Below are 5,975 nucleotides of genomic sequence, written 5' to 3' on the forward strand. Positions count from 1 at the left end.
GAAAAAATATAACTACAGAAAAATTATAACTCTACTATTCAAATTTCACAAAGTACATAAAAATTTCGAATATTTAAGAAAAAGCTCTATATTGACCAATATTTTATGATAATTACTATTAATCAACTATTATCAATTTACACAGAATTTTGGACAGACCCATAAAATATATCATTGATAATAATGGGTTTTTTTTAAAAGTATATATTATAATGTATTTAACCAATAGATTTAAATTCATCAACATCTCTCCTACATATAATTACTCCCTACAGGCAATTTGCCTGGAGGGATTTTCTGGTTAGAAAAATACACTTCTTGATTTCCCATTGCATGTTCCACCTTTACAACCACTATTTTGAACAACAATTTTTGACTTTTTTATAATAGGTTTTTTATATTTCATTTTTTCACCCCCTTTCTTTTTCGAACAAATATTTTAATACCTTAGCATTTTGTTTATCCAGTGATGAACATCCAAGAAAAGTTTTATTTTCTAGATCATTTTTTTCAACTATACTGGGAAATTTTCTATAAAACTCTATCAAACTGTTAAAATCGAGAGAGTGTTTCTTTGGTGCAACATCACCATTTGTTTTTGACATTATTATTGGATTAGGTGAATATGTAAATTCATTTTTAGCACAAAATTTTTGTAGTTCTTTATATGAATCTTTATTATATTTCATTAAAGGAGTTTTTATTTCCACTTTAATATCTCTTTCTTTCATTTTCATAATATTTGATAGTATTTTTTTTAAAGATCCACTTACCCCTGTAATTTTATCATTAATTTTTCATCTAGGGAAAAAATAGTTGTAGAAAATTCTGTAATATATAAATCAGAAAGACTTTGGATTTGATAATCATCAATAATTGTAGCATTACTTAACGAAGTTATGCGAAATCCCATATTTCTAGCTTTTTTGATAATATCAATAATATCAGAACGTAAAAAAATTTCTCCACCAGTTAATACTAATTCGAAAGTTCCTAATTCTTTTAATTGGGCAAATAAATCAATAAGAAAATCATATTCTAATCCAATATTATTATGTTCAGCAATATAACAATGAATACATTTTAAATTACATAAAGTTAAAATTTCGATAGTGGCTATTAATGGTATTCTTTCAGTATAGGCTTTTCTAATAACATCTTGAAAAGAAAAAGTATTATCTTCATATATCATTAAACCACCTCTATAATTTCTTGATTGGTAAGAACTTTGATAAAAACTATTAAATCGTCTTTAATATCTTCACTTGAAATATAATCAAACTTTTCTTTTAAATTTTTTAGAACTAAATTTATAGTTTTAAAATTTATTAAATATTCCCAAAAATATGATGCTGTTCCTTCCAATGAAAAAATGAATTCCGTTCTTTCATCTATTATATAAACACAATCATCATAAATCTGCCATGATATCCATTTAGAAATTTTTATTTTTTTGTTTAATAAAAAATCTTTCATTATCTTGCTCCTTTCAAATAATATAGCTTTTTATGAGTTTAAAATTAATATTAGAAGGAAAATAAATTTTTTGATATAATCTCTACGTAAATATATTTAAATAATATTTTTTAATTATTGTGTGTAATTAAAAATATTTTTGAAATTTTTCTCACTTATAACATGTGATTTATTTAATAATAATATTATGATTAAATATTGCGAATTTTATAACTTAATGATTCATAATAAAACTTTATGAATATATATTTATATTATATTGCTGAATAATTAAAAGATGTTATTTTCACTTATTCAATTCACAATAATTTTAGCAAAAAAAATCAACAACATTAATGTAAATTTGTGGTGGATTTTTCTTTTCTTAAATTTAATAAATTTACATAATTATTTTATCACCTGATATATTTTTATTGTTAATTTTTGTTTAATATATTGATGCAATTTTATATTATTGCCATTATTTGATGTTGAAAGATTAAATGGTTTTATGTTATTTTATTAATTCCAGTAACTTTTCTTCATTTTCTTTCGTTGTTTTTTTGAGTATTTCCTCTGTTTTTTTGTCTGCTACTATTTTTCCTTTTTTTAATACTATTATCCTTTCTGTTTTTTCTATTTCACTTATATCATGACTGGCTAATATTATCGTTTTCCCTTTTTGCGATAATCTTTCCATTATTTCATATATTTTTATTTTCGTTTCTATATCTACTCCACTCGTTGGTTCATCTAATAAATATATTTCTGCATCCTTAATTAATGCTCTTGCTATGTTTAATCGCCTTTTTATTCCTGTTGATGCTTCCATGTATTTTATTTTCGAGTATTCTATTAACCCTAATTCTTCCAGTATTTTTGTTACTTTCTTTTTTAATTCCTTTCCTGTTATATTGTTTAACATCCCGAAGAATTTGAGATTCTCTTCTAAACTTAATCTGTAATAGAATGACCGTTCATTTGATGTTGATATTGTTATCATTTTTTTTATCTTTTTTTCTTCTTTTTGTGTGTCATATCCTTTTATTTTTATTTTTCCTGTGTCTGGTATTATAAACATTCCTATTGTTTTTATTAATGTTGTTTTCCCTGCACCATTTGGTCCAAATATTGTTACTTTTTCCCCTTTTTTTATTTTTATATTTATTTTATGTAGTGCTTTTATTTTGTTTTTATATATCTTTGTCAAATTTGTTATTTCTATTATATTTTCCATTTTATCATTTCCTTTTTAGTTTTTAATATTGTGATATTGTCCCATATTTCCTGGCTTTGTCAAATGATGTTTTAAACCAGTATATCCCTATTGGTAATATTATTGCTGTCATTATTGTTAATATTATTATATTTCCCATTATTTCATTAATTGTATATCCTTTTATTAATGTTTTTCTCAATCCATCCATTGCATATGTTGTTGGTAAAATATACGATATTCCTCTTAACCATTTTGGTAATATTTCTATTGGATAGTATATCCCAGAGAACATTCCTGTTAAAAATGAATATACCCAGCTTATAGGATCACCCTTTTTAGTTAGCATTATAAATCCAGCACTTAATAATCCTATTCCACTTAAACTTATCATTGTTGTTACCAATAATATTATTGAGGCTATTATATTCATTTTTATTTCTACATCAAATGTATATATTAAAAATATAAACACCATTCCTGTGTTTATTATTGTAAATATTAATCTTGAAAAAATTGTGTATATAAATACTTCCCATAATGGTGTTTCAGATAGAAGCAGGTACTCTATTGTTCCCATTACCTGCTCCTGCCTTATTACATTTTTAAATGTTGTTAGGGACAGTGTTGTATAACTCATGAATACACTTCCTGATATGAAATATGCAAGTATATTTCCACCATACTGTTCTATCATTGGGAAGTAATTCCCCTGAGCTATAAACCTTCCCATGAATCCAAATTGTAATAATCCTAAGAATCCACTGAGTATCCCCAGCACTGCCTGGGTTTTATAACTTTTCCATATTTTTATGTCTCTTATTATGTAGTTCATGAATTTTTTTATTCTTTTCATGATTTCACCTGGTATATGCATTTATAATAATATTTCTGATATTTCATCGACATATTCCTTTTTTTTACCATATACAATAATAACTTTATTTTTATTTTTATAAACATTGAAATAATATCCATTATGTTTTTGGGATACAAAATAATAATCGATTATCATTATCGAAACATTTGTTTTTATTTTCATAAAATTTTTTTCTTCTAATTCGTTTTGTATTTTTTTAAAAAAGTCTTTTGCTGTTTTATTATCTAAAAACTCATAATATTCTAAATTTACACTATTTTTATCACTTTCATATTTCTTGATTTCTACTAGCATAATATTTTTTAATCTTTCTTCATAAGTGTTTTTTTTAAAAAAACTTTTATCCAGAGTATGGTGGAAAAACTTTTTGTTATTTATAATTTCATTTATTTCTTTGTATTCATTAATTTTAAATTTTAGAGAGAACCCCATGCTTGATATTAAAATTATTAATATTATTACTAATGCTATTATAGAATATTTTTTTACCCCCACGACATAACACCTCCGGTTAAATTAATTTTTTACTTTTTAAATACATTAAAACTTCATTTTCTATATTCCCTTTTATTTTAAAACATCCACTTTTATGATAGGAATTATGTTTTTCATAGCTTATAGCACCACATCCACCCCCACAAACGGGTAAGTATATACATTCTCGACATTCTAAAATTTTAGTTGGATTTCTTGCCATCCAATCAAAAAAAGTATATTGTATATTTTCTATTTCACCATTATCATTTAATTTGCCCAATTTATGTTTAGAATCTCCTACATGTTCCCAACATTTATAAATATCACCAAGAGGAGAAATTGTAAAATTATAATCACTATTCAAACCGCAAAACATCCATTTTCTTATTGGTCTAACATTAATAATAAATCCAATCTTTTTAGCATGTTCTCTTAACTTATTTAAAATATTTGAAATTTCCTCTTCTTGAATAAAACAATTATTAGAATATTCAAAATTGAATTCAGATCCCGCTCTTACTATTCCAAAGTCAACTTTACAATCTGTTAATTTTTCATTTTTTAAAAATTCTAATAATTCATACACATTTTTAATATTTTTTTTGTCTACATTAATTCTAATAACCGGATTTGGAAAATCTTTCTTTTGGTTTAATATTTTTATATTATTAATAATTATTTCAAAAGTTCCATTTCCATTTTTATACATTCTTCTTTTATTATGAATAGTTTGACTTCCATCTAAAGTAATTTGAACAGTTTTACAATTATATAACTTTAATGAATTAATAATTTCATCATTTATTAAAGTTCCATTGGTAATGATTCCTGTATACATAAAAATTTTATTTTCATCTGCAAATTGTTTAATTTCTTTAAGTATCTTTTCTCCTATTTTATAGTTTATTAATGGTTCTCCTCCAAATAAATTTATACTAATTTTCTTAACTCTTCTTTTTAAAGCTTCTTTTTTTATAAACTTTATTACTTTTAAAGCAGTTGATGAAGTCATTGTAGAATTCCTTACATTTCCTGCTCCTTCATAGCAATATACACAATTTAAATTACAACTCCAGGTTAATAATATTGTCAGAGATAATAATTCATTTTCAAATTTCATTTTATTATGAAAATATTCAATATAGTTTAATTCATTTACTTCATCATCTATTATAACTTTCTTTTTTTTAAATTCATATAGTATATTTTCTGGAATTTGTTGTATTTTTTGAGTTTCCAATAATGTTTTTATGTTTTCGTCAATTAAAAATACATGACCTGTTAATGTATTAAATAACAAATATTCGTTACTATCTGTTTTTCTTATAAATAAATTATACATAGATGTTTTCATTTAAACACTCCTTTCATATTTTTGGAGAAGCCCTTTAATAATTAAAGGGCTTCAATTTTTACAATTAGAAATTACCGCATTCACCTATACAAGCTTGCCATATGCAAAATCTATTAAACAAAATTCTGGTACTATTTCTTTTTCTTTATTTTTATAATATTCTTCCAAATTGTTATTTTCATCATACACATTTCCTAAATATTCATTATTCATATTTTTACCTCCTCATATTTTTTATAATAATTATTCTTTTCAATGTAAACTAAATTATTAATTACTAAATATATCTATAAAACAACCATCTACTGGAATGCATCCATCAGCAGGACAAAATTCAATACCGCATGCATTTCCTACACATCCTTTAGCCAAACAAGCATTTAAAGCACATGCATCAGCGGGACATCCTTTAATTCCACAAGCTGACGCATCTGGTTCCATAGATGAATAAATATTTCCTAAATACTTCATATTCTCCTCCTTCCTAAATTAAATTAATTAATTTTCATATAATTCTGGCACCAGAACAAATCAGCCGACTGATAAATGAAAATTTTATTGATAAATATCTGCTTAGCTATATTAAAGTAATA

The 5,975-nt window shown here is 23.9% G+C and carries 9 protein-coding genes; all 9 read right to left on the bottom strand.

From position 1 onward, the window contains the following. Positions 1–410: 410 nt before the first annotated feature. A complete protein-coding gene (locus ACYQ44_RS10125) occupies positions 411–737 on the bottom strand; it encodes a hypothetical protein (RefSeq protein WP_459997126.1) in 327 nt (108 codons plus the stop codon). 32 nt (positions 738–769) lie between these two features. After that, positions 770–1,192 (bottom strand): radical SAM protein, encoded by a 423-nt coding sequence (locus ACYQ44_RS10130; protein WP_459997128.1) that lies wholly within the window; start codon positions 1,190–1,192, stop codon positions 770–772. Further along, positions 1,192–1,476, bottom strand: coding sequence for a PqqD family protein (locus tag ACYQ44_RS10135; RefSeq protein WP_459997130.1), 285 nt, complete (start codon positions 1,474–1,476; stop codon positions 1,192–1,194). The genes ACYQ44_RS10130 and ACYQ44_RS10135 overlap by 1 nt, the downstream gene beginning before the upstream one ends. Positions 1,477–1,969: 493 nt before the next feature. Beyond that, positions 1,970–2,692, bottom strand: coding sequence for an ABC transporter ATP-binding protein (locus ACYQ44_RS10140; protein WP_459997132.1), 723 nt, complete (start codon positions 2,690–2,692; stop codon positions 1,970–1,972). A 22-nt stretch (positions 2,693–2,714) separates the two neighbouring features. Continuing rightward, entirely contained in the window at positions 2,715–3,527 is an 813-nt protein-coding gene (locus ACYQ44_RS10145) for an ABC transporter permease (RefSeq protein ID WP_459997134.1), read from the bottom strand. Positions 3,528–3,548: 21 nt separating this feature from the next. Beyond that, a complete protein-coding gene (locus ACYQ44_RS10150) occupies positions 3,549–4,046 on the bottom strand; it encodes a hypothetical protein (protein WP_459997136.1) in 498 nt (165 codons plus the stop codon). 16 nt (positions 4,047–4,062) lie between these two features. Next, entirely contained in the window at positions 4,063–5,382 is a 1,320-nt protein-coding gene (locus ACYQ44_RS10155) for a Cys-every-fifth radical SAM/SPASM peptide maturase CefB (RefSeq protein ID WP_459997137.1), read from the bottom strand. Between the two features lie 84 nt (positions 5,383–5,466). Then, positions 5,467–5,595 (bottom strand): hypothetical protein, encoded by a 129-nt coding sequence (locus ACYQ44_RS10160; RefSeq protein ID WP_459997139.1) that lies wholly within the window; start codon positions 5,593–5,595, stop codon positions 5,467–5,469. Positions 5,596–5,652: 57 nt separating this feature from the next. Next, positions 5,653–5,853 carry a Cys-every-fifth RiPP peptide CefA gene (locus tag ACYQ44_RS10165; protein ID WP_459997140.1) on the bottom strand — a complete coding sequence of 67 codons (201 nt, stop codon included), beginning with the start codon at positions 5,851–5,853 and terminating at the stop codon, positions 5,653–5,655. Positions 5,854–5,975: the final 122 nt, after the last annotated feature.

It is taken from the genome of Marinitoga arctica (assembly GCF_054657315.1).

Excerpts from the sequence above, each read along its gene's own strand:
- ACYQ44_RS10125 (WP_459997126.1), bottom strand. The coding sequence starts at position 737 with ATGAAAATGAAAGAAAGAGATATTAAAGTGGAAATAAAAACTCCTTTA.
- ACYQ44_RS10130 (WP_459997128.1), bottom strand. The coding sequence starts at position 1,192 with ATGATATATGAAGATAATACTTTTTCTTTTCAAGATGTTATTAGAAAA.
- ACYQ44_RS10135 (WP_459997130.1), bottom strand. The coding sequence starts at position 1,476 with ATGAAAGATTTTTTATTAAACAAAAAAATAAAAATTTCTAAATGGATA.
- ACYQ44_RS10140 (WP_459997132.1), bottom strand. The coding sequence starts at position 2,692 with ATGGAAAATATAATAGAAATAACAAATTTGACAAAGATATATAAAAAC.
- ACYQ44_RS10145 (WP_459997134.1), bottom strand. The coding sequence starts at position 3,527 with ATGAAAAGAATAAAAAAATTCATGAACTACATAATAAGAGACATAAAA.
- ACYQ44_RS10155 (WP_459997137.1), bottom strand. The coding sequence starts at position 5,382 with ATGAAAACATCTATGTATAATTTATTTATAAGAAAAACAGATAGTAAC.
- ACYQ44_RS10160 (WP_459997139.1), bottom strand. The coding sequence starts at position 5,595 with ATGAATAATGAATATTTAGGAAATGTGTATGATGAAAATAACAATTTG.
- ACYQ44_RS10165 (WP_459997140.1), bottom strand. The coding sequence starts at position 5,853 with ATGAAGTATTTAGGAAATATTTATTCATCTATGGAACCAGATGCGTCA.